This window comes from Salisediminibacterium halotolerans, from assembly GCF_003814815.1.
Classification (GTDB): Bacteria; Bacillota; Bacilli; order Bacillales; family Salisediminibacteriaceae; genus Salisediminibacterium; species Salisediminibacterium halotolerans.
Genome location: NZ_RKQQ01000003.1, coordinates 269,793 through 294,156 on the forward strand (window position 1 = coordinate 269,793; position 24,364 = coordinate 294,156).

Here is a 24,364-nt window from a genome sequence, read left to right on the forward strand (position 1 = left end):
AAAGAGGTGATGCTTCATGGCAGATGTGCTATCGCAAGGAGAGATTGACGCTCTTCTCTCTGCCCTTTCAACAGGGGAAATGGATGCAGATGAATTGAAAAAAGAAGACGAAGAAAAAAAAGTTAAAACGTATGATTTTAAACGGGCTTTGCGCTTTTCGAAAGATCAGATCCGCAGTTTAACGCGGATTCATGAAAACTTTGCGCGGCTGTTAACGACGCAGCTGTCTGCGCAGCTGCGGACATTTGTCTCGATTAATGTCGCTTCGGTTGATCAGCTGCCGTATGATGAATTCATTCGTTCAGTACCGAAAATGACAATTTTGAACGTGTTTGAGCCTTATCCGCTCGATGGACGGTTCGTCATGGAGGTCAACCCGAATATTGCTTATGCGATGCTTGACCGCATGCTCGGAGGACAGGGCGAAGCGTACGACAAAGTTGATAATTTGACAGAAATTGAAACGAAAATTATGACGCAGCTGTTTCAACGCACACTCGAAACGTTCCGTGAAGCATGGATGTCAGTGGAAGAGTTCGATCCGGTTATGGACGATATGGAGGTTAATCCGCAGTTTTTACAGCTCGTCTCGCCGAATGAAACCGTGGTCGTCGTGTCATTTTCAACGACAATCGGCGAAACATCAGGGATGATAAACATTTGCCTGCCGCACGTAGTCATTGAGTCGATTTTGCCGAAGCTGTCCGTTCATCTATGGATGCAGACGAAAAAGAAAGAGCCGGATCCTGCCGAAGTTGCTGCACTTGAATCCAACCTTAAACAGGCGCCGCTGGAAATGACGGTTGAACTCGGGCACTCCGAGATCACAATCGAGGAGTTTATTCAGCTTGATATCGGCGATATGATCGAATTGGACCAGCTGATTGACGATCCGCTGATCATGAATGTGGATGAACAGCCGAAGTTTAAAGTGCAGCCGGGCAAGATAAAACACAATCTCGCTGTGCAAATAACTGATGAAATAGAAGAGGAGGGACTTGCGGATGAATAAAGAAAATGATGATATGCTTTCGCAAGAAGAAATCAATGCCTTGTTAAACGGCATAGATGAAGAAGACGAAAACGACGCTGAATTATCGGCAGCTGAAGCGGATCAGCCGGAAAATAAAACTTCAGACCGGGGCAATTATTTATCTGATATCGAAGTGGATACATTAGGGGAAATCGGCAACATTTCGTTTGGAAGTTCGGCTACCGCCCTTTCTTCCTTGATGAATCAAAAAGTCGAGATTACAACGCCGGGAGTTTCCGTTATTCACAGCGATGAGCTTGTAAAAGAGTTTCCGAAACCTCATGTCGCCGTTTCGGTAGAGTATACCTCCGGTTTTGAAGGGTTAAACTTGCTCGTCATTAAAACGTCCGACGCTGCCATCATTGCCGATTTGATGATGGGAAACGACGGGACAGCTCCGCCTGCAGAACTCGGCGAGATGGAATTAAGTGCTGTTCAGGAAGCGATGAATCAAATGATGGGTTCAGCATCGACGTCGATGTCGACTGTATTTAATAAAAAAGTCGATATTACGCCGCCGAATATCAACATGATGGATTTAAAAGAAAACCCTGAAGGCATCACACTGCCGGACGATGAAATCATGGTGAACATTTCTTTTCATCTGAAAGTCGGGCAATTGATCGATTCGAAAATTATGCAGCTTTTGACGGTGGATTTTGCCAAAGATATGGTCGCAGAATTAATGAATCCGGCAGAAAGCGAGACGGCGTCACCGGCTGCGGAAGCAGAAACCGCACCGAAAGAAACGGAACAACAGCAAACGCCAGAGCCAAAGGGAGAACCGCAGCGCAGCGAGGAGCCTGTCATGTCAGCACAGAGCGGCGAAGACCAAGCCTCGGCTGGCAAAAACCAGCAAATTTCTTCGCGTCAGCACCGCGAAGGCCGGGAGGCGGATGTGCAGCCGGCAGCTTTTTCAAACTTCGACGGCCCGTCATTATCGCAAAACGAACAGAAAAACCTCGATATGCTGATGGATATCCCGCTGGAAGTGACGGTTGAACTCGGGCGGACGAAGCGGTCGATTAAAGACATCTTAGAGATGGCGCAAGGCTCAATTGTGGAACTGGATAAACTTGCCGGCGAACCGGTTGATGTTTTAGTCAATCAGCGGTTGATTGCCAAAGGCGAAGTTGTTGTGATCGATGAGAACTTCGGTGTTCGGGTAACAGATATCGTCAGCCGGAAAGAACGGCTGAATAACTTAAGATAACTTCGAGATTGGAAAGGAGACGAGATGATGGCAACAAGCGTATTGATTGTAGATGATGCCGCGTTTATGCGGATGATGATTAAAGATATTTTGGAGAAAAACGATTTTAATGTCGTCGGCGAAGCTGCCGACGGACAGCAGGCAGTGGATATTTATAAAGAACAGTCCCCGGATTTGGTCACGATGGACATAACAATGCCGGAAATGGACGGCATAACAGCATTGAAAGAAATCCGCACACATGACCCGAACGCCAACGTGATTATGTGCTCAGCGATGGGCCAGCAAGCGATGGTTATTGACGCTATTCAAGCCGGCGCGAAAGACTTTATCGTCAAACCGTTCCAGGCAGACCGTGTGCTGGAAGCGATTAATAAATCCCTTGCCTGACAGCATGGAGGTGTCGAACGAGTGATCATTAAAAGTATGTTCGTGCTGCTCTTAACGCTCAGCGTATTCCCGTCTGCTGTCAGCGCTGATGAATTCGGCGAAGAGAATCAATCTGTGATCGACGGCTTGCAAGATTCTCCGCCTGAAACGGAGGCGCCTCAAGAGGACGGCGTGCCGGACGAAAGCGACACAAACGATCCGTTTGATCAAGACAGCACGAATGAAGAAGATGAAACCGAAGCGGCAGGTATTCAAGATCAAAATATGTTTTTTCTGACAATGCAGCTGCTTTTAGCACTCGGTGCGGTCATTTTTGCGATTTATGCGATCTTGAAATTTATTAATAAACGCTCACAGCGCTTTAACAGTCACCGGACGATCCAAACAGTCGGCGGCGCCGGCGTCGGTCAAAACAAGTCGGTCCAGCTTGTGAGAATCGGAGAAAAGGTGCTTGTTGTCGGTGTCGGCGATTCCGTTCAGCTCTTAAAAGAAATCGATGATCCTGAAGAAGTGGCTGCGATAACGGAAGAGATTTCTGGAAATGAGTTTTACGCTGAACCGGTCTCTAAGTTGACAAGCTGGCTGAAAAAGACCGGCAGCCGTTATTCGGCAGGGGAGAAACCGTCGGCTTCGAATGAGGAAGCGTTTAAAGATTTATTAAACCGGGAGATGCAGGATGTCAAAAAATCGCGGCAAAAGATTGATTCGGCAATGGAGGATAGAAAATGATCGATTTGTTAATGGTCGAAATACCGGCCTTGGATATATTCAGCGACGATCCGGCCAATTTAACATCAACCGTTCAGCTTCTGCTTTTATTGACGGTGCTGTCGCTTGCTCCGGGGATATTAATATTGATGACCAGCTTTACGCGGATCGTGATCGTCCTCTCGTTTGTCCGAAACGGCTTGGCAACGCAGCAAATGCCGCCCAACCAAGTGATTGTCGGACTGGCGCTGTTTTTAACCTTTTTTGTCATGGCTCCGACGTTTTCGGCCGTGAACGAAGCTGCGCTTGAGCCGTTGTTTGAAGGAGAATTGTCACAAGAAGAGGCATTTGAAGCGGCGGCGGACCCGATGAAAGAATTCATGGCTGAACATACGAGAGAACAGGATTTGGCGCTTTTTATGGGCTATGCCGGCCAGGAGCAGCCCGATTCATTGGATGATATTCCGCTTACATCGCTCGTTCCTGCATTTGCCATCAGCGAATTAAAAACCGCTTTTCAAATCGGTTTTATGATTTTTGTCCCGTTTTTAGTGATCGATATGGTTGTTGCGAGCGTACTCATGTCGATGGGGATGATGATGCTACCGCCGGTTATGATTGCGCTGCCGTTTAAAGTCTTGCTGTTTGTCATGGTTGACGGCTGGCATTTAGTGATACGCTCGTTACTATTAAGTTTTTAGAGGTGGATGATTATGAGTCCAGATCAAGTCATAGCATGGGCGGAGCAAGGCGTATTTACGACTTTGATGATCGCTGCTCCGCTGTTAATAACTGCGCTCGCTCTCGGATTGTCCGTCAGTATCTTTCAGGCGACAACACAAATTCAGGAGCAGACGCTTGCGTTCATTCCGAAAATTGCCGGTGTTTTGATCGCTCTAGTCATCTTCGGACCTTGGATGCTGTCACAGGCGATGACGTTTGCGACGGATATTTTCAGCAATCTGCATGAATATATAGGTTAGTGCGATGACGGAATTAGACCTGTTTGAGTGGTTTCCGGCTTTTTTACTCATCCTCGTGCGCCTGACAGCTTTTTTCATGACCTTGCCGTTTTTCGCTTATGAAAATATTCCCGGACGGCTAAAAATCGGCATTGCGCTGTTTTTGGCCTGGATTGTCTTTATTACCGGCGATTGGCCGGTGTTTGCAATAAACTACGAATTTGTTCTCTTAATCTTAAAAGAAGCGCTTGTCGGTTTGACAGTCGGTTTAATTGCGACGATTTTGCTCTATGCCATTCAAGTCGCCGGCGGATTAATGGACTTAAAACTCGGGTTTTTAATCGCGAATGTCATTGATCCGCAAACAGGCACGCAGTCACCGATGATCGGCAGTTACCTTTATACGTTTGCGATGATGTTTCTGCTTGCGACCAATGCCCATCATTTATTAATTGACGGAGCATTTTACAGCTTTCAATTTATCCCGCTCGAGCAAATATATTTGCCGTTCGATGATGAGAACTACGTGCAATATATCGCGACCACGTTTAACACGATGTTTTTAATTGCTTTTCAGATGTCGCTTCCGATCGTCGGCTCGATCTTTTTAGTCGATGTCGCCCTCGGTATGATTGCCCGGACCGTCCCGCAAGTCAACGTGTTTGTCGTCGGGCTGCCGCTGAAAATTTTTCTCGGTTTTATTATGATGTTTTTAACGATGGCGCCTTTTTTCATGCTCGTGCAAAATTTGATGGATACAACGATTGAAACGATGAGGACGCTTATGGAAATTTACGGAGGCGTGTAAAACATGTATATCCAGCTCGATTTACAGTATTTCAATCAGGAAAAAACAGAACAGGCGACGCCGAAAAAGCGCAAAGAATCGAGAGAAAAAGGACAGGTCGGTAAAAGCACCGACGTAAATACAGCATTTATCCTCATGTTTGTTTTTTTGCTCTTTTGGTTTGTCGGTTCATTTGTGATTGATCAATTAACGAGCATTGTTCAGTTCACGTTCGAAGAGTACATGCTGATGGAAGTGACCCCGGCCAACGTCTGGGCGATGTTTGTTACCTATGCGTACGAAGCGGCTTTGACTGTTGCGCCGATTATGCTCGCGGCAGCTTTGGCAGGTATATTCGCCAATTATATTCAAGTTGGATTTATGTTTGCGCCTGAAGCGATCAAAGTGAAATTAGAAAAAGTCAATCCGATTAAAGGAATTAAACGAATTTTCAGTGTCCGCGCGCTTGTAGAGTTTTTAAAATCGATGATGAAAATCACCTTCGTCGGCGGCGTCACCGGGATTGTTTTGTGGTTCAATATGGACGAGCTGTTGCGGCTGGGCCTGTATTCAGTCAATGAATCAGCGAATATGATCGGCAATTTAATCGTCGTGATGGGATTGGCTGTCGCTTTGCTGCTCGTGTTTCTTGCGATGCTTGATTATACATATCAAAAATACGATCACGAAAAAAATATCCGTATGTCGAAACAAGACGTCAAAGATGAGCATAAAAAAACAGAAGGCGACCCGCAAATTAAAAGCAAGATTAAAGAAAAGCAGCGCCAGCAAGCGATGAGCCGTATGATGGAAGAAGTGCCGAAAGCCGATGTCGTGATAACGAATCCGACACACTATGCAATTGCATTGAAGTATGATCCTGATCAAATGGATGCGCCCGTTATCGTTGCCAAAGGCGTTGATTACGTCGCGTTAAAGCTGATCAACATTGCGAAAAACAATGAAGTAGTCACAGTGGAAAACCGGCCGCTTGCGAGGTCTTTGTACGATCAGGCCGAGATCGGCCAGCTTGTGCCGGAAGATTTGTTCAAAGCTGTGGCTGAAGTGCTTGCTTATGTGTACCGGATTCAAAAGAAAGTGTAAGGCGAAAAAGAATTGATTGATCTGTAAGGGGAGAAGCGCAAATGCCATTGAAAGATTTCAGTATTTTATTAGGAGTCATCATGATCGTGATTATGCTGATCATACCGCTGCCGACAGCGGTGATCGATTTTCTGATCATTATAAACATCACGTTTGCGCTTTTGATCATACTCGTGTCGATGAATACGCGCGAGCCTTTGCAATTTTCAATCTTTCCGACTTTGCTTTTGCTCGTGACGCTCTTTCGCCTCGGGTTAAATGTGTCGACAACGCGGGCGATTTTAGGTAATCAAGGGGACGCCGGCAACGTGATCGATACGTTTGGCGATTTTGTTGTCGGAGGTAATGCCCTCGTCGGATTTGTTGTGTTCGTTATTCTCGTCGTCATTCAATTTATTGTTATTACAAAAGGGGCGGAGCGCGTTTCTGAGGTCGGCGCCCGTTTTACCCTCGATGCGATGCCGGGGAAGCAGATGAGTATTGATGCCGATTTAAATGCGGGAATGATTTCTGATCAGGAAGCGAAAGAACGGCGCAAAAAAATCGAAAATGAAGCGGACTTTTACGGCTCGATGGACGGTGCGAGCAAGTTTGTCAAAGGCGATGCGATCGCCGGTATTGTGATTGTCATCATCAATATTATTTTCGGTTTAGTCATCGGAATGGTGCAAGAAGGACTGCCGCTTGATGAAGCGGCGAATAAGTATACACTCTTGACGGTCGGCGACGGCCTCGTGTCACAAATCCCGGCTCTGCTCATCTCGACAGCGACCGGCATTGTTGTCACGAGAGCAGCTTCTGAAGGAAACCTCGGCCACGATATCACAAAACAGCTGCTCGCCTATCCGAAAATGCTCTACGTTGCCGGCGGGACAATTTTTGCCCTTGGCGTGTTCACACCGATCGACATGTTTGTGACGACGACGATTGCCCTTCTTTTAGCAACCGGAGGCTTTTTCCTTGAACGCAGCGCCGGCAAGGAGCAAGTTCTTGCTGATATGACTGCTGAAACGGCCGAAACCGATGAGCAAGGCGATGAGGAGATGAAGTCGCCGGAAAGTGTCGTGAATTTACTGCAAGTGGATCCGATTGAATTTGAATTCGGCTACGGGTTAATCCCGCTGGCGGATGCGAATCAAGGCGGCGATCTGCTCGACAGAGTTGTGATGATTCGCCGGCAGCTTGCCTTGGAAATGGGAATGATCGTCCCGGTAATCCGGATTAGAGATAATATTCAGCTGCAGCCGAATGAATACTCGATAAAAATTAAAGGCAATGAAGTCGCTAAAGGCGAGTTGCTTTTAGATCATTTTATGGCGATGAGTCCCGGTGTTGAAGATGAATCGATTAAAGGGATTGAAACAGTCGAACCGGCGTTTGGCCTCCCGGCCTTGTGGATAGCAGAGGATTTAAAAGAGCAGGCGGAACTTTCGGGTTACACGGTCGTCGATCCGCCGTCTGTTGTGTCGACGCACTTGACAGAAGTGATCAAGCGCCATGCGCATGAATTAATCGGCCGTCAGGAAACTAAGCAGCTCGTCGACCACTTGAATGAATCTTATCCGACGCTAGTCGAGGAAGTGACACCCAGTCCGCTTTCAACAGGTGAAATACAAAAGGTGCTTGCGAATTTGCTGAAAGAAAAAGTGTCGATCCGCAACTTGCCGATGATTTTTGAAACACTGGCCGATTACGGATCGATGACGAAAGACACCGATTTAATAACGGAATACGTGCGTCAATCGCTTTCGCGGCAAATTACAAAACAATACGCGCCGGACGGCGAAGCCCTTCATGTTATCAGCGTCAGCGGCAACGTAGAAAAAATGATCGCCGATTCCGTTCAGCAGACAGAGCACGGCGCGTTTATTAACATGGATCCGCAAACGTCGCAGTCGATCATCGAAAATGTGATGAAAGAAGTGGAACGGATGCAGGAAGCAGGCCGGATGCCGGTGCTTCTTTGTTCGCCGGCTGTAAGGATGTATGTCCGGCACTTAATTGAACGGTATATGCCGCAAGTTCCGGTTCTTTCGTTTAATGAGCTTGAACCGACAGTCGAAGTACAGAGCGCAGGGGTGGTGAATGCCGGATGAAAATAAAAAAAGTACACGCCAGGGACATGACGGATGCGATGGCAAAAATTAAAGATGAATTGGGCAAAGATGCCGTCATTCTTAACTCGAAAAATATTGAGAAAGGCGGAATCTTCGGTTTTTTCAAAAAGAAAAACATTGAAGTGATCGCCGCCCTTGATGATGATCGTTCTTCACCTAAGCCTGCAAGCGAGCGCAGGCCGGTACGAACCCCTGCCGCAGCAGGAACAGATACAGCTGCTGTTTCACCGCATGGCGGTAAGAACAACAGCGCTGGCACTCATGAGCAAACAGCCGGCGCAAACGATCGATCAGCTTTGGCAAGCGAAATCGAAGAATTGAAAAGACTTGTTTTAACCCAGCAGACGGGATCTCAAAACGCAGGCATATACCCGGAACCGTTAGATGCTTTGGACAGCTTTTTAGCCGATCAGGAAATTAAAAGCGAGCACCGAATGGAACTGATGAAAGAACTGTTGCGCAAATGGTACCGGACAGATGAGCATGCGCCAGGATACGAAGAAGCTTTTTCCTGGATGAAAGAAGCCTTGTATCATCGTTTAGCGGACGCTGACTTTTCACAGCTTGATTACTCGCATAAATACGTCAATATCGTCGGTCCCACCGGTGCGGGAAAAACAACAACAGCGGCAAAAATCGGCGCCGAAGCCGCGCTTAATGACGGGAAAAGCGTCGCGTTTATAACGACGGACACTTTTCGGATCGCCGCGATTGAACAGTTAAAAACGTATGCGAAAATTTTGAATGCCCCGTTAGAGGTTGCTTATTCAATTGATGATTTTCGTGAAGCAGTCAAGAAATTTTCCGCGTATGACCTTGTTATCATCGATTCAGCGGGAAGGAACTTTCGCAATTCGCAGTATGTTCAACAGCTGAAAGAACTGATCGATTTTAACGAAGATATTGAAACGCATCTCGTGCTGGCAGTCACTTCGAAATACCGGGATATGAAAACGATTATTGAACAGTTTCAGCTGATTGCGATTCATAAGCTGATCTTTACAAAAGTCGATGAAACCGATTCTTGCGGAGCGATGTATAACGCCGTGCTTGATTATGGTATCGGCATCAGCTATATCTCAAACGGACAAAATGTACCGGATGATATCAGCGGAACTTCTGCAACAGATTTGGCCGAACGGCTGATGAGGAGATGAGGAGAGCGTGAATGATCAAGCAGCGGCTTTAAGAGGCAGGGTGAACGGGATGACAGAAAAGCGCGGAAACCGCAGTCATCGGGCCCGAGTGCTGGCGGTAGTCAGCGGCAAAGGCGGCGTCGGCAAATCGAACTTTACGGTTAACTTCGCGTTAGGATTGCAGCAGGCCGGCAAAAAAGTATTAATGATTGACCTGGATATCGGAATGGCGAATATTGACATTTTGCTGGGGGCAACGGCCGATCGTTCGATCGTCGATATGCTGAAAGAGGAGCTCTCGATCTGGTCAATCATCGAACCCGGTCCGAAAGGGTTAAGTTATATCGCAGGCGGGAGCGGTTTAAATGACTTATTCGAGTTTGACCGGTATAAAGCCGATTATTTTTATGCTCAGCTCGACGTGATCGAATCAGCTTACGATTACATATTTCTTGATATGGGAGCAGGGGTGAATGGAAACAGCGCTTATTTTTTGTTTGCCGCACATGAAGTGTTTTTAGTTACAACGCCGGAACCGACAGCAATCACAGATGCGTATGCGATGGTGAAATACATCGATCAAAACGATGAAAACCTTCCTGTCCGGCTGATTGTCAATCGGGCGCAAACGAAACAAGACGGCCGCAAAACGGCCGACAATATGATAAATGTTACCGAGAAGTTCCTGTCGAAAACGATCGCTGAACTGGCGATTATTGCCGATGATAAAGCAGTATCGAAAGCCGTCCGCTCGCAAACCCCCTTTCTGCTCCATGCGCCCAAATCAAAACCGTCACAGCAAATAACGGCCGCTGTCAACGATTACTGCGCCCCAAAAACGGTTGAAAACAGCCGTGCGGAACAATCGTTTTTGCATAAACTCAGAAGTTTGATGAAATCGGACGAAGCGAAGAGGTGAAGAGATGATTAAAGTGCTTGTCGTTGATGATTCAGCGTTCATGCGAAAAATGCTCGCTGACATGCTTGACAGTCATGAGCAGATAGAGGTTATCGCTAAGGCAAGAAACGGTCAGCAAGCGTTGGAAAAAGTTGTTTCCTTCAAACCCGATGTCGTCACGATGGATGTTGAAATGCCGGTGATGTCGGGAATCGATGCGCTGAAAAACATCATGGCAAATCACCCGGTTCCGGTAATCATGGTTTCAAGTGTTACAAAAGACGGGGCGAATACAACGTTCGAAGCGATGTCTTACGGGGCTGTTGATTTTATAGCGAAACCGTCCGGCGCAATGTCTTTAAAGATGCAAACGGTGCAAGCGGATTTAATTGCGAAAGTGTTGGCTGCGGCCTCGGTGGAGATGCCAAAACTGACGGACCAAAAAATCTTTTCTTCTGTTGTACAGCCCAATCATGAGAATAAATACCCAATACCAAACGGACCGGACGTGACAGTGGCTGCAATCGGCACGTCGACAGGCGGGCCGAAAGCTCTTCATCACTTGCTGACAGCTTTGCCCGCAGAATTTCCCTGCCCGATCCTGATCGTTCAGCATATGCCGGAAGGTTTTACGAAATCACTGGCAGAAAGATTAAATGCCCGTGCGAATATCACCGTTAAAGAAGCAGAAAACGGTGAGAGATTAAAAAAAGGGGTTGCCTATCTGTGCCCGGGAGGATACCATTTAAAGGTAAAGGAATTAGGGACTTCAGTCGGGGTTCTATTAGATCAATCAGATCCTGTGAACGGTCACCGGCCGTCTGTTGATTCGATGCTGCTGTCATTGGCTTCAAGTTCAATATCGCGGGTGATCGCCGTTATCATGACCGGAATGGGTGCAGACGGAAAAAAGGGGCTGATCGAACTGAAACACTGCAAAACGACAGCGGCGATTGCGGAATCAGAAAAAACGTCGGTCGTTTACGGCATGCCAAAAGCCGCTCGAGAAACCGGCTTAGTTGATGAAGTTGTTGATTTGCATGACATCGCCGAGGTTTTGCTGAAGTACAGTTAACAGGAGGGAACGTTGTGGAAAACAGTCAGTATTTAGATATGTTTATCGATGAAAGCAATGAGCACTTGCAAGCTGTAAATGACAATCTGCTCGAATTGGAGAAAAATCCTCAAGACTTAACGATTGTCAACGAAGTGTTCCGTTCAGCGCACACGCTGAAAGGGATGGCTGCAACCATGGGGTTTGAAGATCTGGCTAATTTGACGCATCAGATGGAAAACGTTTTAGACGGTATCCGCAATGAGGCCATTGCTGCCACAGACGCTGTTATGGACGTTGTTTTTGCAGCGGTCGATCATATGGAAGAAATCGTCCAAAACATTGCTGACGGCGGCGAAGGAGAAAAAGATGTTGCCGCTGTTGTCAATCAGCTGGCACGGATTGAAAAAGGGGAATCTCTCCAGCCGGAACAGACGGATGGGGCAGCGGAAGCTGAATACGGAGATAAAGACGAAACTGAAGGCGCGGAATTTGATGAGTTTGAACGAACCGTGTTGGTTCAATCGCAGGAACAAGGGTACGACGCTTATCACGTTTCTGTGGATTTAAACAGCGATGTCATTTTAAAAGCAGCCCGGGTTTACATGGTATTTGAAGTGCTCGAACAAATTGCCGAGGTTATTAAATCGTCACCTTCTGTAGAGAAGCTTGAAAATGAAGAATTCGAGTTTAGCTTTCAAGTAACGGTGCTGACAAAAGAAACCGAGCAGGAAATTGAAAACCGTATTTGCAAAGTGTCGGAAGTCGAGAAAGTTGCCGTCAAAAAGCTGGATGTCGCCGCGATCGTCGCTGCGCATGACGCGGAAGACGGCACGTCATTGTCAGAAGAAGCTGCAGAAGCGGAAACAGCCGCGTCAGTTGCTGAACCGGAAACAGCGCAGCTTGAAAGTTCCGGTGAGCGCGATGAAAAAGCGGCACCGTCCGGGAATAAAACAATCCGGGTCAATATCGAACGTTTAGACAGTTTAATGAATTTGTTTGAAGAGTTAGTCATTGACCGCGGGAGGCTGGAGCAGATCTCAAATGATTTAAACAGCGCCGAACTGACGGAAACAGTCGAACACATGTCCCGAATATCCGGGGATTTGCAGAGCATTATATTAAATATGCGCATGGTGCCGGTCGAACAAGTCTTTAATCGTTTTCCCCGAATGGTTCGCGGCTTAGCAAAAGAACTCGATAAAAAAATTCAGCTTGAGATTATCGGTGCCGAGACAGAACTCGACCGCACGGTGATTGATGAAATTGGCGATCCGCTCGTTCATCTTTTGCGCAATTCGATCGATCACGGGCTGGAGTCACCTATCGAACGGATAAATGCCGGCAAACCTGAGGAAGGCCTTATCACTTTGAAAGCTTACCACAGCGGAAATCATGTTTTTATTGAAGTAGCAGATGACGGCGGCGGAATCGACCGGGAAAAAGTTTTGGCGAAAGCGCTAAAAAGCGGTGCAGTTACAGAAGAAAACAGCCGAAGCATGACCGATAAACAAGTGTATGAGCTCCTGTTTTCCAGCGGGCTTTCCACCGCTGAAGAAATCTCTGATATTTCCGGGCGCGGCGTCGGGCTCGACGTTGTGAAAAATAAAATTGAATCGCTCGGCGGACACGCATCGGTCGACTCTGTTCCGGGGCAAGGAACGACGTTTTCGATACAGCTCCCGCTTACGCTGTCAATCATTTCAGTCATGCTTGTCGAAGTGCAAAAAGAAATCTATGCCGTCCCGCTTTCATCGATTATTGAGACAGCAATTATTAAAAAAGATGAAATCATGTCGGCGCATAATCAAAAAGTGATTGATTTTCGCGGAAGCATTGTCCCGTTAATCGATTTGACTGAATTTTTTGCAGTTCCAAAAGAATTGGCAGAAGATGATTACTGCTCGATTGTCATTGTCAGAAAAGGCGAAAAAATGGCCGCGCTCGTTGTGAATTCTTTTATCGGCCAGCAGGAAATAGTTTTAAAATCGTTGGGAAATTATTTAACCGATGTATTTGCTATTTCCGGCGCAACGATTCTCGGCAACGGCCGTGTAGCTTTAATTATTGACTGCAACGCGTTAATAAAATCGTGATTTTGCTTGGAGGAGGAAGTTGTTATGAACGAAGGAATCGCAGCCGACGTGAAAGTGATCGTATTTTTATTGAAAGATGAAGAATACGGTGTTGAAGTTGAGCAAGTCCGATCGATTGAACGATTGGAGCATGTCACCCGGGTTCCGTCTACGCCGGATTTTGTGGAAGGAGTGATTAATCTGCGCGGTGTTGTCACACCGATTATCGATCTGCGGAAACGCTTCGGTATTGAAGAGGCCCCGCACAGCGAATCGACGCGTGTCATCATCGTGACCGTTAATCAGATGGATGTCGGGCTTGTCGTCGACAGCGCGAATGATGTCATCGATATTGCCAGGGATGCCGTTGAACCGCCGCCGGAAGTAGTTGGAGGTCTCGAAGCCGAGTACATCCGCGGAGTGGCAAAACTGGAAAAACGGCTGTTAATTTTGTTGAATTTAGAGAAAGTTCTTAACCCAAATGAACTGCAGGAACTCCAAGAAATTGAAGGTACGGTTTAATGTTTCAATATGAACACGTGACGGCCGGTCATTTGGACATGTTGAAAGAAATCGGCAATATCGGCGCCGGCCATGCAGCAACTGCCTTGTCAGAAATGCTCGGAAAAACGATCGATATGAACGTCCCGTCTGTACGCGTCGTTCCGTTCAATCAAATCTGTGATGCTGTCGGGGGCGATGAGGAACCGGTTACAGCTGTTTTTTTGCGCATTGAAGGCGATGCGCCCGGGAGCATGTATTTTATGATGCCGGCTGCAGAAGGCTCGCGGCTGATCGGGCAGCTGTTAAATGACAGCGGGATTGATTTTTTGTCAAATGAGCCTAACGCGATGGGGCGCTCGGCTTTAAATGAAGTCGGCAATATTTTAGCAGGGGCGTACTTGTCGTCATTGTCCGATTTCACCGCGCTTAATCTTAAGCCGACCCCGCCGGCGCTCGCTGTCGATATGGCGATGGCCGTCTTGTCGTTTGGACTGATTGAGATCTCCAAGGCCGGCGATTACGCGATTGTCATTGATACGGAAATCAGTGAAACCGGCAGTGATAATGCATTGAGGACGAAAGGTCATTTTTTCTTGCTTCCCGACCCGGATTCGCTTGAAGCAGTATTTCATTCCTTAGGGGTCAATGAGAATGGATAAGCTTGTAAAAGTAGGGATGGCGGATTTGAACACAGCGAAAGTGCCGCAGACAATTCGAACGTCCGGTTTAGGCTCGTGTATCGGGGTTGTCGTCTATGATGAACGGCTGAAGTTATCGGCAATGGCGCATATTATGCTGCCGGATTCAACTTATGCGCGCAGCGGTGTCATAAACCGGGCCAAATACGCCGACACGGCTGTTGCTGATTTGATCGGACTTCTTGAGGCTGACGGAGCGTTACGTTCGAGACTGAAAGCAAAAATCGCCGGCGGCGCACAAATGTTTCAATTCAGCTCTTCAAACGAAGCGATGCGGATCGGACCGCGCAATGCCGAAGCTGTCAAAGACGTGCTTGCATCGTTTCGCGTCGAACTCGTGCATGAAGATACGGGCGGCGGCAGCGGCCGAACGATAGAATTTAACCCGGCAACCTCCGTGTTAAATATCAGGACAGTCAATAAAGGGGTGGTGGAAGTATAATGAAAGTCAATCGTTTGCAATGGTTTTTAACGTCAGGAATCGCAGGATTTTTAATCGTGCTCTTGTCTTCTTTCGCCGTAAACGAAGCAGCGACATCGTTTTTCCGTGCAGGCATTGCATTTTTCCTCGCCGCTCCAGTCGGTCTGCTGTTTTCTTATGTATGGGATTGGATTACAATGGATCTTACAACAACGGTTCGTGCGAAAAAATCCGCTGAAACACGTAACGATCAAGAAGATCATGACAAAAGCTAGCTTTCACGGTATTTAGGAGGGGTTCAATGTCCCGGATTGAATTGACGGAAACGCTGAAAGAAGATTGGAACGCATGGACAGCAAAGCGAGACAAAACAGCCGGAGACCGGCTGATCGAAGCTTACTTGCCGTTAGTTGATTATCATGTCCACCGCATAAGCATTCATCTGCCCAAAAGCGTGCAAATAGAGGATCTTCGCAGCCACGGTTTAATGGGCCTTTATGACGCGTTGGAAAAATTTGACTCATCGCGCGAGTTAAAATTCGATACATACGCCTCTTTCCGGGTGCGCGGCGCGATTATTGACGGACTCCGGCAAGAAGACTGGCTTCCCCGTTCGATGCGTGATAAAGCTAAAAAGATTGAACAGACGATGGAAGCGATGGAACAAAGGCTCGGGCGCAACGTGTCTCCGCAAGAAGTCGCTCATGACTTAGGCATGACGGTAACCGATGTGACGGCGACATTGAATGAAAGCTTCTTTGCCCATTTGCTGTCAGTCGACGAACCGACACAGGAAAGTGAATCGAAAGAAACGTACGCGCAAACAATTGTTGATCATAAAACCCCCTCACCGGATGAACAGATCGGCAAACAAGCTGATTATGAAGAACTGGCTGAGGCGATTCGAACGTTAAATGAAAAAGAACAGCTTGTCCTCTCCCTGTTTTATTTTGAGGAGTTCACTTTAACAGAAATCGGTGAGGTAATGGAGTTATCAACGTCTCGCATCTCGCAAATTCACTCGAAATCCGTATTTAAACTTCAACAAAAATTGACTTCTTCGGCGGGCTGATCTCAGGTGCCGGATAAGTCGGTTATGGCAAAAAGGAGCATGAGACATGTCTGATTTATTTGAAGTTTTCGAACTGGAAATTTCACAAGATGTCCTCCAGGCGAAACTGAAACAAAAGGCGCCGGCGCCTGAAAATCTTACATACGAAGAATTAAACGCATTTTTGCAGCAATCCGGAGTATCTGCCGGCTTAAAACACGATGTGATCGCCGCCGTCATTTCAGGAGATGTTCTTCCGCCTGTTGTCATTGCGGAAGGAAAGGCGCCAAAAGCGGGGAAAGACGCTTTTTTATGGACGGTTCTCGATGAACAGGCCGCAAGCGATATCAGAAATGAAGAGCTTGAAACGAAATCGCGGGTAAACCTCCGGGAAGTGATCGATATACCGACTGTCCGTTCGGGCGAGGTTGTCGGAAAAAAAATACATCCGACTGCCGGAACGGATGGAACGGGGGTAAACGGCGAAGTGCTGCCGGGCAAAAACGGTAAAGACATAACCCTGCGCCCGGGAAAAAACACCCGTATAAACGATGATGCGGATGAAATAACGTCGGCGATCGACGGACAAATTTCAGTTGAACCGAGGCTTGTCCATGTATACCCTGTCTACGAGGTAAACGGTGATCTCGATTTAAAGACCGGGAACCTTGATTTTATCGGCAATGTAAACATTCGCGGCAATGTTCCCGCGGGGTTTTCCGTGAAAGCACAAGGCGACATTCGTGTTCACGGTTCCGTCGAAGCTGCCCGCTTGACTGCCGGCGGTTCAATTTATATCCATCAAGGCATTGTTGCCCAGGGAGACGGCGCCATTGAGGCAGAAGGCGAGGTGCGGACGTCGTTTATCAATCAGGCGAATGTATTTGCGGCCGGTGACATCACTGTTTCGACGTCAATTCTTCACAGTCACATTGAAGCGCACGGCGCGATTATTTGCAACGAACGAAAGGGTAACGTATGCGGGGGAAAATTGGCTGCTGTAAAAGGGGTAGATGTTAATGAGATCGGCAATCAGATGAACACCCCGACAGAAATTTACATCGGAGTGAGCAAACGCTTATTGGAGCGGGAAGAACACCTCCGTCAGCAAAAAGCCAGAGCAAACGATGAACTGAACAAAAACGGCAAACTGTTGAAAAAAATTATCGACAAAGAAAAACACCAGCCGCTCTCTGATAAGGAACGGACGACGAAAAAACGAATCAGAAGATCGTTTTCAAATACGTATGAACAGCTGAATGAAGCAGCCGGCGCGCTGGATGCTGTACAGCGCTCGCTTCAGTTAAATGAGCAGGCAAAAATTGCGATAAGACGGCAAGTCTTTCCGATGACTGATTTGTATTTCGGCAAATACCGCCGGCGGATCACCAGTACACATCAAGGGGTCATTTTTTATTTGCGTCAATCGGAGATTACGTTTGAACCTGTGTAAATCTGGAACAATAAAGGTCGGAGCAACTGATCCGCCGTTTAAGAAGTGAGGAGTTTTGATGGTTTATTTAGTCATAGTAAGTCTCGTTCTGCATTTAGTCAGCTTTTTTGTTATGATTATCCTGTATCAAAAAATTGAGAGCAGTCAACCGCCGGATACCGGGCGAACATTAAAAGAAATGGAAGATATGCTGATATCTTATACAACGGAAATTAAAGAAAACAATGAAAAACTTGCCCGGCGTATTAACGATATGGATACGGCGGCATCAAAGCCCGCCCCGCTGACAGAAAATCTTCGTCATGCTCAAGCTGATGAACAAAAGGATAAGCGGGCTGCAGAAACTGCTGCAAAACAAGATACAGCTGCAGACGCTGATTACAGCGCTTATAACCCGCCGCTACCGGAAGAAACGGCAGCACAAGAAGCGGCCTTTATATCGTCGGAAACATCACGGGTGCTGTCGATGCATCAGCAAGGTTTCAGCGAAGCCGATATTGCCCGCCAGCTTGGCATCGGCGCGGGCGAGGTGCATTTATTGCTTAAATTTTATAAATAATTCCGGTCAGAGTGCTTGTCTCACCTTTATGAATATGATATATTAACTCTCGGTGTTACAACACTACGCACGTCTGTTGATTTTTTTCGGGGTGCTTTTCTGCGAAAAGTCCGAGAAAAAGCTGATACAGGCGGAGGAACTAAAAACCAAGAGGAGGTGAGTGAAGTGGCAGTGATTTCCATGAAACAACTATTAGAAGCAGGGGTACATTTCGGACACCAAACGCGCCGCTGGAACCCTAAAATGGATCGCTACATCTTCACAGAAAGAAACGGTATTTACATTATTGACCTGCAAAAAACGGTCAAAAAAGTTGACGAAGCGTTCAAATTTGTCCGCAACCTTGCAGCAGACGGCGGAAACGTTCTGTTTGTCGGAACGAAAAAGCAAGCGCAGGATTCTGTCCAAGAAGAAGCCGAACGCTGCGGGATGTACTACATCAACCAGCGCTGGCTCGGCGGAACATTGACGAACTTCGAAACGATCCGCAAGCGTATTCAGCGTCTTAAAGACCTGGAAACAATGGCGGAAGACGGAACGTTCGATGTGTTGCCGAAAAAAGAAGTTGTCTTGCTGAATAAAGAAAAAGATCGTCTCGAGAAGTTTCTCGGCGGAATTAAAGATATGGACCGCGTACCTGATGCGATGTTTATTATCGATCCGCGCAAAGAGCGCATTGCTGTTGCAGAAGCGCATAAACTGGATATTCCGATTGTCGGCATCGTAGATACGAATTGCGACCCGGACGAAATCGACTACGTCATCCCTGGTAACGATGATGCGATCCGCGCTGTGCGTTTATTGACGGCGAAAATGGCAGACGCTATCATTGAAGCCAATCAAGGCGAAGAAAACGAAGTGCAAGAAGCTTCGAGCGAAGAATCGAAAGCATAAGTGCTGACACAAAGGGTGATAGAGGGCCGGACCCTTTATCACCCTTTTTTTGAAAAAGTGACTTTAATAAACCCGAGGAGGAATAGAATATGGCAATTTCAGCTCAAATGGTAAAAGACTTGCGTGAACAAACAGGCGCAGGCATGATGGATTGCAAAAAAGCACTGACAGAAACAGACGGTGATATGGAAAAGGCGGTTGAATTCCTGCGTGAAAAAGGGATTGCCAAAGCACAGAAAAAAGCGGACCGTGTCGCTGCTGAAGGTCTTGCTCACGTCGTAGTTGACGGAAATAAAGCCGTTATCGCTGAGATCAACGCAGAAACGGATTTCGTTTCAAAAAATGAAAACTTTGTCAACATGGTGGACGGCGTGACGAAGCATTTGTTGAAAAACGAGCCGGCAACAGTTGAAGAGGCGCTTACGCAAGCGTTTGACGGCGATGCTGAAAACCTTGAAGCGTATATCAATGATCAAATCGCTAAAATCGGTGAAAAGATTTCTTTGCGCCGTTTTCAAGTCATCGAACTCGGTGAAAATGAAGCGTTCGGTTCGTACATTCACATGGGCGGACGCATCGGCGTGTTAACCGTCTTGGAAGGCACGACAGACGAGACTGTCGCGAAAGATATCGCAATGCATGTTGCAGCGATTAATCCTCAGTATGTCAGCCGCGAAGACGTTTCTGCCGAAGAGGTTGAAAAAGAGCGCGAAGCGTTGAAAAAAGAAGCGCTTAACGAAGGCAAGCCGGAAAACATCGTGGAAAAAATGGTTGAAGGACGACTCGGCAAATACTTCGAAGAAATTTGCTTAAACGAACAGGCGTTTGTAAAAGACGGCGATCAAAAGGTCGGCGATTATGTGAAAGCTCAAGGTGCCAACGTTAAAACGTTTTACCGTTACGAAGTTGGCGAAGGTATGGAAAAGAAAGAAGACAACTTCGCAGAAGAAGTTATGTCTCAAGTGAAAAAGTAATCCAAAAAGGGGCACAGCTGTGTCCCTTTTTTCCAAGCTATACGTTTGATTTAATGAAACTCGGGCTGGACGAGCGCTCAATATGGAGGGTATTATGGAAGAAGCAAAATTTAAACGGATCGTTTTGAAGCTTAGCGGCGAAGCTCTTGCCGGTGAACAGGGCTACGGTATCGACCCGAATATGATTCAATCGATCGCGGATCAGATTCACGATGTAGCAGAACTGGATGTCGAAATTGCCATTATTGTCGGCGGAGGCAATATTTGGCGGGGGATGGCAGGGAGTGCGAAAGGCATGGACCGGGCGACCGCTGATTACATGGGCATGCTCGCGACGGTTATGAATGCGCTCGCTCTTCAAGACGGTCTCGAACATGAAGGGGTGCAAACGCGTGTGCAAACGTCGATTGAAATGCGCCAAGTCGCCGAACCTTACATACGCCGCAAAGCTATTCGCCATCTCGAGAAAAAGCGCGTCGTCATTTTTGCTGCCGGAACAGGCAATCCATACTTTTCAACGGATACGACGGCTGCGTTAAGAGCAGCTGAAATTGAAGCTGATGTTATTTTAATGGCGAAAAACAATGTGGACGGGGTGTACAGCGCCGATCCGACGGTCGATTCCGGAGCCAAAAAATTCAGCACGCTGACGTACCTTGACTTGCTTAAAGACGGGCTCGCTGTGATGGATTCAACCGCTTCGTCCTTATGTATGGATAACAATATTCCGCTTATTGTATTCTCAATTGCAGAAAAAGGTAACATTCGCCGCGCAGTGCTCGGTGAAGAAATCGGAACAACGATTAGGGGGAGTCAATAATGTCTAAAGAAGTATTGAAGCAGGCAGAAGAACGAATGAACAAATCGATTGAATCATTTCAGCAGCAGCTGGCTACATTGCGGACCGGCAGAGCGAATCCGTCGATTCTTGACCGCGTGCAGGTAGAGTATTACGGCATGATGACGCCGCTGAATCAGCTGTCGTCAATCAGTGTTCCCGAAGGGCGTATGCTCTTAATCCAGCCGTTCGACAAATCGGTGATTTCGGAAATTGAAAAGGCGATTCAAAAAGCTGATCTCGGTCTTTCACCGTCGAATGACGGCAATGTGATCCGCATTTCCGTCCCGGCCCTGACAGAAGAGCGGCGCGAAGAAATTGTGAAATATGTCGGCCGTTACGCTGAAGAAGCGAAAGTCGCGGTTCGCAATGTCCGCCGTGAAGCGAATGACGAACTGAAGAAAATGGAAAAAAGCAATGAATTAACTGAAGATGGTTTGCGGCGCGCTCAGGATGATGTGCAAAAATTGACAGACAAAATGATCGCAAAAATTGATGATACCGCAAAAGCAAAAGAAGAAGATATCCGCGAAATATAAAAGAATTCCACTTGCTTTGACCCTCTGCCTGCAGGGGGTTTTTTCTATGATAAAAGGCTAGAATGAAAATCCTTCTTATCCCAAAGGCCAGTTCGTGATAGAATATAGGAGGCTCTGTACTTGAGTCATCTGCAATATGCTTGTCTGCTTATAAAACGATCGTAATTTAGTTACCACGGGGGATATCATCATGCTGAATAAACTGATGGGGAAAGAAAAACCTGCAGAAGAAGACGAATTAAACGAAATCGAACCGGAAGAAGAAAATATTCCGAAACATATCGCTGTCATCATGGACGGAAATGGACGCTGGGCGAAAAAACGCGGTCTGCCGAGAGTTGCCGGCCATAGAGAAGGGATGAATGCGATTCGCCGGATGGTAAGGCTCGCGGATCGGACCGGAGTCGAAGTATTGACGCTATACGCATTTTCCACTGAAAATTGGAAGCGGCCAAAAACGGAAGTAGAATTTTTAATGCGCCTGCCGGAAAGATTTCTGAACGCGGAATTGCCGGAACTGATTGAAAAAAATGTCCGCGTGCGTGTGACGGGAGAAATTGAAACGCTGCCTGAATACACGCAGCGTGCTGTAAAAAAAGCAGCGGAAGAAACTTCCGGAAATACAGGAATGATTTTAAATTTCGCCTTAAACTACGGAAGCCGTTCAGAAATTATCGAGAGTGTGAAAACAATTTACAAAAAGGTAGAGTCGGGTGAAGTCGCTTTCACTGAAATCGATGAAGGTTTGCTGTCAAAGCATTTGATGACCGCAGAGCTGCGCGATCCTGACTTGCTTATTCGGACGAGCGGAGAAATCAGGCTGAGCAACTTTATGTTATGGCAGCTTGCCTATGCGGAATTTTGGTTCACAGATGTCCTCTGGCCGGACTTTGATGAAAAAGATTTCAATGAAGCTGTCCGAGTCTACCAGCAACGCCAACGCCGTTACGGCGGAGTGTAAAAGGAGGTCATCATGAAACAGCGCGTACTGACCGGAGTCATTGCCGGCGCCGGCTTTCTCAGTTTAATAATCATCGGCGGCTGGCCTTTTGCCGTCTTAATGTTTGCCATTGCAACGATCGGCACGGCAGAACTGTTAAAAATGAAACATATCCCGATCCTTTCAGCAAAAGGATTCATCGGCATCGTTTTTATGTGGATTTTGCTCGTCCCGGATAATTTTGCTCTGCTGGATTGGATTCCGCTGCACCGGACTGAATTGTTTTTATTGCTGATTGTGTTGCTGCTTGGATTAACAGTATTGTCTAAAAATAAATTTTCCTTTGATGATGCCGGTTTCACCGTTTTAACGTCAGTGTATGTCGGGTTCGGGTTCCATTATTTTATGTTTGCCCGGTTTGTGGAAGACGGTCTCCTGCTGATTTTTCTCATCCTAATTCTCGTTTGGGCAACAGATTCGGGGGCGTATTTTGCAGGAAGAAAATTCGGCAAGCATAAACTCGCGCCTTCGATCAGCCCGAAAAAAACAGTCGAGGGGTCTGCCGGCGGTGTCATGCTTGCATTAGCGATCGGCAGCCTGTACACGCTGTTTTTCCCGTTTTTTGATACGTGGGCACTGTCGCTCGCATTTATGATCGTCGTTTCATTGACGGGACAAGTCGGCGATTTGATTGAATCGGCGTTTAAGCGCCATTATGCGGTCAAGGACTCCGGCAATGTTCTTCCCGGACACGGCGGCATTCTTGATCGGTTTGACAGCCTGATTTTTGTCATGCCTGTTGTTTTTTTGCTCGGATTCTTTTAATACTTACAATCTAATTAACTGTGGTGATAACTAGTGAAAACGATTAATCTCATCGGTTCAACCGGCTCGATCGGTATCCAAACGCTGGATGTCATGCGTGCACACCCTGAAACATTCCGCTTGCAGTCGATGAGCTTCGGTTCTAATATTACCGAAGCTTTAAAACAGGCGGAAGAGTTTAAACCTGCTGTGATCTGTACAGCAACGAGAGAGCTGGCAGACCGTTTGAAAATGCAGCTCTCATATCCGGCAACGGTCGTTTACGGGTTTGACGGACTGATTTATGCAGCTGCCGAGACAGACGGGGAAATGCTTGTCAATGCCGTGATGGGCCGGGTAGGCTTGGAACCGACGTTAAAAGCGATTGAAGCCGGCAAAGATATTGCGATAGCCAACAAGGAAACTCTTGTAACAGCAGGACACCTTGTCACCGAAGCGGCTGAGCGCCGCGGCGTTAAGCTGATCCCGGTTGACAGTGAACATTCAGCGATATACCAATGTTTGCACGGAAATTGGGAGAAAGAAGTTGAAACATTGATTTTGACTGCTTCCGGCGGCAGTTTCCGTGATCTTTCAAGAGCTGAACTGGCAAATGTAACATTAAAAGATGCGCTAAACCATCCTAATTGGAATATGGGCGCAAAAATAACCGTCGATTCAGCCTCGATGATGAATAAAGGTTTGGAAGTTATCGAAGCTAAATGGCTGTTTAATATGCCGTACGATCAAATTGATGTCATACTGCATAAAGAAAGCATTGTTCACTCAATGGTAGAGTATATTGACGGCAGTGTTTTGGCCCATATGGGAACGCCTGATATGCGCGTGCCGATTCAATATGCTTTGTCAGAACCGTCGAGACTTGATTTGCAAGACAGCAAAAGGTTAAAATTATGGGAAATCGGACAGCTTCATTTTCAGAAAATGGACTTTGAGAGGTTTCGTTTGCTCCAGCTGGCATACGATGCCGGCAGACTAGGAGGCACTGCTCCGACGGTTATGAACGCGGCGAATGAAGTAGCAGTCGCTCGTTTTCTCGACGGTGAAATCAGTTTTTTGCAAATCGAAGAGTTTATTGAGCGTGCGCTGCACAATCACACCCCGCTTCAAGCGCCGGATCTGGATACCATTGTTTCGGTTGACAAAGACACGAGATCGTCCGTATTAACTTACAGCAAATAAAGGGTGTGA

The 24,364-nt window shown here is 47.0% G+C and carries 27 protein-coding genes; all 27 read left to right on the forward strand.

Features of this window, described 5'->3' with window-relative positions; translation table 11 throughout:
• Positions 1 to 16 precede the first annotated feature (16 nt).
• The 27 genes from fliM (at position 17) to dxr (ending at position 24,355) form a co-directional block, all read left to right on the forward strand.
• The gene (gene fliM / locus EDD67_RS07135; protein WP_093071807.1) at positions 17 to 1,012 is read left to right on the forward strand and encodes a flagellar motor switch protein FliM; all 996 of its coding nucleotides are present in this window, start codon (positions 17 to 19) and stop codon (positions 1,010 to 1,012) included.
• Complete coding sequence (gene fliY, locus EDD67_RS07140; RefSeq protein ID WP_121439656.1) at positions 1,005 to 2,246, forward strand: flagellar motor switch phosphatase FliY; 1,242 nt, start codon at positions 1,005 to 1,007, stop codon at positions 2,244 to 2,246. The genes fliM and fliY overlap by 8 nt, the downstream gene beginning before the upstream one ends.
• A 27-nt stretch (positions 2,247 to 2,273) precedes the next feature.
• Positions 2,274 to 2,636, forward strand: coding sequence for a response regulator (locus tag EDD67_RS07145; protein ID WP_093071809.1), 363 nt, complete (start codon positions 2,274 to 2,276; stop codon positions 2,634 to 2,636).
• A 21-nt stretch (positions 2,637 to 2,657) separates the two neighbouring features.
• Entirely contained in the window at positions 2,658 to 3,365 is a 708-nt protein-coding gene (locus tag EDD67_RS07150; RefSeq protein ID WP_121439655.1) for a flagellar biosynthetic protein FliO, read from the forward strand.
• On the forward strand, positions 3,362 to 4,045 hold the full coding sequence (fliP, locus tag EDD67_RS07155) for a flagellar type III secretion system pore protein FliP (protein WP_093071811.1): 684 nt from the start codon (positions 3,362 to 3,364) through the stop codon (positions 4,043 to 4,045). Before EDD67_RS07150 ends, fliP begins: the two co-directional genes overlap by 4 nt.
• A 12-nt stretch (positions 4,046 to 4,057) precedes the next feature.
• Positions 4,058 to 4,327: a flagellar biosynthesis protein FliQ gene (fliQ, locus tag EDD67_RS07160; protein WP_093071812.1), complete on the forward strand. Its 270-nt coding sequence runs from the start codon at positions 4,058 to 4,060 to the stop codon at positions 4,325 to 4,327.
• Between the two features lie 4 nt (positions 4,328 to 4,331).
• Entirely contained in the window at positions 4,332 to 5,114 is a 783-nt protein-coding gene (fliR, locus tag EDD67_RS07165) for a flagellar biosynthetic protein FliR (protein WP_121439654.1), read from the forward strand.
• Positions 5,115 to 5,117: 3 nt separating this feature from the next.
• On the forward strand, positions 5,118 to 6,197 hold the full coding sequence (gene flhB / locus EDD67_RS07170) for a flagellar biosynthesis protein FlhB (protein WP_093071814.1): 1,080 nt from the start codon (positions 5,118 to 5,120) through the stop codon (positions 6,195 to 6,197).
• A 41-nt stretch (positions 6,198 to 6,238) separates the two neighbouring features.
• Complete coding sequence (flhA, locus tag EDD67_RS07175; protein ID WP_121439653.1) at positions 6,239 to 8,293, forward strand: flagellar biosynthesis protein FlhA; 2,055 nt, start codon at positions 6,239 to 6,241, stop codon at positions 8,291 to 8,293.
• The gene (gene flhF / locus EDD67_RS07180) at positions 8,290 to 9,471 is read left to right on the forward strand and encodes a flagellar biosynthesis GTPase FlhF (protein WP_121439652.1); all 1,182 of its coding nucleotides are present in this window, start codon (positions 8,290 to 8,292) and stop codon (positions 9,469 to 9,471) included. Before flhA ends, flhF begins: the two co-directional genes overlap by 4 nt.
• A 7-nt stretch (positions 9,472 to 9,478) precedes the next feature.
• Positions 9,479 to 10,369, forward strand: a complete 891-nt coding sequence (locus EDD67_RS07185; protein ID WP_121439651.1) for a MinD/ParA family protein — start codon at positions 9,479 to 9,481, stop codon at positions 10,367 to 10,369.
• 4 nt (positions 10,370 to 10,373) lie between these two features.
• Positions 10,374 to 11,423, forward strand: coding sequence for a protein-glutamate methylesterase/protein-glutamine glutaminase (locus EDD67_RS07190; RefSeq protein WP_121439650.1), 1,050 nt, complete (start codon positions 10,374 to 10,376; stop codon positions 11,421 to 11,423).
• A 14-nt stretch (positions 11,424 to 11,437) separates the two neighbouring features.
• The gene (locus EDD67_RS07195) at positions 11,438 to 13,498 is read left to right on the forward strand and encodes a chemotaxis protein CheA (RefSeq protein ID WP_121439649.1); all 2,061 of its coding nucleotides are present in this window, start codon (positions 11,438 to 11,440) and stop codon (positions 13,496 to 13,498) included.
• Positions 13,499 to 13,522: 24 nt separating this feature from the next.
• Entirely contained in the window at positions 13,523 to 13,999 is a 477-nt protein-coding gene (locus EDD67_RS07200) for a chemotaxis protein CheW (protein WP_093071820.1), read from the forward strand.
• A complete protein-coding gene (locus EDD67_RS07205; protein ID WP_121439648.1) occupies positions 13,999 to 14,640 on the forward strand; it encodes a chemotaxis protein CheC in 642 nt (213 codons plus the stop codon). Before EDD67_RS07200 ends, EDD67_RS07205 begins: the two co-directional genes overlap by 1 nt.
• Positions 14,633 to 15,121, forward strand: a complete 489-nt coding sequence (locus tag EDD67_RS07210; RefSeq protein ID WP_093071822.1) for a chemotaxis protein CheD — start codon at positions 14,633 to 14,635, stop codon at positions 15,119 to 15,121. The genes EDD67_RS07205 and EDD67_RS07210 overlap by 8 nt, the downstream gene beginning before the upstream one ends.
• Positions 15,121 to 15,375, forward strand: coding sequence for a hypothetical protein (locus tag EDD67_RS07215; protein WP_121439647.1), 255 nt, complete (start codon positions 15,121 to 15,123; stop codon positions 15,373 to 15,375). The genes EDD67_RS07210 and EDD67_RS07215 overlap by 1 nt, the downstream gene beginning before the upstream one ends.
• A gap of 26 nt (positions 15,376 to 15,401) precedes the next feature.
• On the forward strand, positions 15,402 to 16,172 hold the full coding sequence (locus EDD67_RS07220) for a FliA/WhiG family RNA polymerase sigma factor (RefSeq protein WP_121439646.1): 771 nt from the start codon (positions 15,402 to 15,404) through the stop codon (positions 16,170 to 16,172).
• Positions 16,173 to 16,218: 46 nt separating this feature from the next.
• Complete coding sequence (locus EDD67_RS07225; protein ID WP_121439645.1) at positions 16,219 to 17,604, forward strand: flagellar assembly protein A; 1,386 nt, start codon at positions 16,219 to 16,221, stop codon at positions 17,602 to 17,604.
• 58 nt (positions 17,605 to 17,662) lie between these two features.
• Positions 17,663 to 18,163 carry a DUF6115 domain-containing protein gene (locus EDD67_RS07230; RefSeq protein ID WP_121439644.1) on the forward strand — a complete coding sequence of 167 codons (501 nt, stop codon included), beginning with the start codon at positions 17,663 to 17,665 and terminating at the stop codon, positions 18,161 to 18,163.
• A 165-nt stretch (positions 18,164 to 18,328) separates the two neighbouring features.
• Positions 18,329 to 19,057, forward strand: coding sequence for a 30S ribosomal protein S2 (gene rpsB, locus EDD67_RS07235; protein WP_093071827.1), 729 nt, complete (start codon positions 18,329 to 18,331; stop codon positions 19,055 to 19,057).
• An 89-nt stretch (positions 19,058 to 19,146) separates the two neighbouring features.
• On the forward strand, positions 19,147 to 20,031 hold the full coding sequence (tsf, locus tag EDD67_RS07240) for a translation elongation factor Ts (protein WP_121439643.1): 885 nt from the start codon (positions 19,147 to 19,149) through the stop codon (positions 20,029 to 20,031).
• Between the two features lie 94 nt (positions 20,032 to 20,125).
• Entirely contained in the window at positions 20,126 to 20,851 is a 726-nt protein-coding gene (pyrH, locus tag EDD67_RS07245) for a UMP kinase (protein WP_093071829.1), read from the forward strand.
• On the forward strand, positions 20,851 to 21,408 hold the full coding sequence (gene frr, locus EDD67_RS07250) for a ribosome recycling factor (RefSeq protein ID WP_093071830.1): 558 nt from the start codon (positions 20,851 to 20,853) through the stop codon (positions 21,406 to 21,408). The genes pyrH and frr overlap by 1 nt, the downstream gene beginning before the upstream one ends.
• A 190-nt stretch (positions 21,409 to 21,598) precedes the next feature.
• The gene (locus EDD67_RS07255) at positions 21,599 to 22,369 is read left to right on the forward strand and encodes an undecaprenyl pyrophosphate synthase (protein WP_121439642.1); all 771 of its coding nucleotides are present in this window, start codon (positions 21,599 to 21,601) and stop codon (positions 22,367 to 22,369) included.
• 12 nt (positions 22,370 to 22,381) lie between these two features.
• Entirely contained in the window at positions 22,382 to 23,173 is a 792-nt protein-coding gene (locus tag EDD67_RS07260) for a phosphatidate cytidylyltransferase (protein WP_093071832.1), read from the forward strand.
• A gap of 33 nt (positions 23,174 to 23,206) precedes the next feature.
• Positions 23,207 to 24,355 (forward strand): 1-deoxy-D-xylulose-5-phosphate reductoisomerase, encoded by a 1,149-nt coding sequence (dxr, locus tag EDD67_RS07265; protein ID WP_121439641.1) that lies wholly within the window; start codon positions 23,207 to 23,209, stop codon positions 24,353 to 24,355.
• The last annotated feature ends 9 nt before the right edge of the window (positions 24,356 to 24,364 follow it).

Coding starts and splice junctions, on each gene's coding strand:
- fliM (WP_093071807.1), top strand. CDS start 17: ATGGCAGATGTGCTATCGCAAGGAGAGATTGACGCTCTTCTCTCTGCC.
- fliY (WP_121439656.1), top strand. CDS start 1,005: ATGAATAAAGAAAATGATGATATGCTTTCGCAAGAAGAAATCAATGCC.
- EDD67_RS07145 (WP_093071809.1), top strand. CDS start 2,274: ATGGCAACAAGCGTATTGATTGTAGATGATGCCGCGTTTATGCGGATG.
- fliP (WP_093071811.1), top strand. CDS start 3,362: ATGATCGATTTGTTAATGGTCGAAATACCGGCCTTGGATATATTCAGC.
- fliQ (WP_093071812.1), top strand. CDS start 4,058: ATGAGTCCAGATCAAGTCATAGCATGGGCGGAGCAAGGCGTATTTACG.
- fliR (WP_121439654.1), top strand. CDS start 4,332: ATGACGGAATTAGACCTGTTTGAGTGGTTTCCGGCTTTTTTACTCATC.
- flhB (WP_093071814.1), top strand. CDS start 5,118: ATGTATATCCAGCTCGATTTACAGTATTTCAATCAGGAAAAAACAGAA.
- flhA (WP_121439653.1), top strand. CDS start 6,239: ATGCCATTGAAAGATTTCAGTATTTTATTAGGAGTCATCATGATCGTG.
- flhF (WP_121439652.1), top strand. CDS start 8,290: ATGAAAATAAAAAAAGTACACGCCAGGGACATGACGGATGCGATGGCA.
- EDD67_RS07190 (WP_121439650.1), top strand. CDS start 10,374: ATGATTAAAGTGCTTGTCGTTGATGATTCAGCGTTCATGCGAAAAATG.
- EDD67_RS07200 (WP_093071820.1), top strand. CDS start 13,523: ATGAACGAAGGAATCGCAGCCGACGTGAAAGTGATCGTATTTTTATTG.
- EDD67_RS07205 (WP_121439648.1), top strand. CDS start 13,999: ATGTTTCAATATGAACACGTGACGGCCGGTCATTTGGACATGTTGAAA.
- EDD67_RS07210 (WP_093071822.1), top strand. CDS start 14,633: ATGGATAAGCTTGTAAAAGTAGGGATGGCGGATTTGAACACAGCGAAA.
- EDD67_RS07215 (WP_121439647.1), top strand. CDS start 15,121: ATGAAAGTCAATCGTTTGCAATGGTTTTTAACGTCAGGAATCGCAGGA.
- EDD67_RS07220 (WP_121439646.1), top strand. CDS start 15,402: ATGTCCCGGATTGAATTGACGGAAACGCTGAAAGAAGATTGGAACGCA.
- EDD67_RS07225 (WP_121439645.1), top strand. CDS start 16,219: ATGTCTGATTTATTTGAAGTTTTCGAACTGGAAATTTCACAAGATGTC.
- EDD67_RS07230 (WP_121439644.1), top strand. CDS start 17,663: ATGGTTTATTTAGTCATAGTAAGTCTCGTTCTGCATTTAGTCAGCTTT.
- tsf (WP_121439643.1), top strand. CDS start 19,147: ATGGCAATTTCAGCTCAAATGGTAAAAGACTTGCGTGAACAAACAGGC.
- pyrH (WP_093071829.1), top strand. CDS start 20,126: ATGGAAGAAGCAAAATTTAAACGGATCGTTTTGAAGCTTAGCGGCGAA.
- frr (WP_093071830.1), top strand. CDS start 20,851: ATGTCTAAAGAAGTATTGAAGCAGGCAGAAGAACGAATGAACAAATCG.
- EDD67_RS07255 (WP_121439642.1), top strand. CDS start 21,599: ATGCTGAATAAACTGATGGGGAAAGAAAAACCTGCAGAAGAAGACGAA.
- EDD67_RS07260 (WP_093071832.1), top strand. CDS start 22,382: ATGAAACAGCGCGTACTGACCGGAGTCATTGCCGGCGCCGGCTTTCTC.